General features: G+C 56.6%; 1 protein-coding gene. It reads left to right on the top strand.

What is annotated here, in order from left to right; translation table 11 throughout:
- Positions 1–61 precede the first annotated feature (61 nt).
- On the top strand, positions 62–627 hold a 566-nt coding region (locus HC752_RS24350), incomplete at its 3' end, for an AMP-binding protein (protein WP_190337755.1).

Genomic DNA, 627 nt, shown 5'->3' on the forward strand with positions numbered 1-627 from the left:
GCTTCTGCACGCTTGGAACGCAACACTGTCGCCCGCGCCTGCTGCGTCAACGTGGCACCAATTGTTTGAAGCGCAGGCGCACGCCACACCCGATGCGGTGGCGCTCACCTATCAAGACCAGCATTTAACCTACCAAGCACTGAACCAGCAAGCCAACCAGCTTGCGCGTACCCTGCGCCAACAGCATGTGATCCGTTACGAACATGAGCTGACAGCCGACACACCGATTGCCTTGTACTTAGACCGCAGCGTGGACATGGTGGTGAGCATTCTGGCGGTGCTCAAAGCGGGTGGGGCGTACGTGCCAATTTCGCCGGAATACCCGAAAGAGCGCACGCAGTTCATTTTGGAAGACACCGCGGCTCCGCTGATACTCACGCAACAAGCCCACCTCAGCCAGCTGGATGGGTGGCTCAATGATTTGCCGCAACTACCTGAGCTGGTGTTGGCAGACAACACGTCCCCTCAATCACCGGACAACCTCAACCTGACCGTTTCAGGGGATGATCTGGCGTACATCATTTACACCTCGGGCACCACGGGCAAACCGAAAGGGGTGATGATGCCGCACTCGGCTTATGCGGACTTTATTCATCAATATCATCAGTCCCTTCAAAGCGATCAGTC

This window comes from Vibrio sp. S9_S30 (assembly GCF_014694455.1).
GTDB lineage: Bacteria > Pseudomonadota > Gammaproteobacteria > Enterobacterales > Vibrionaceae > Vibrio.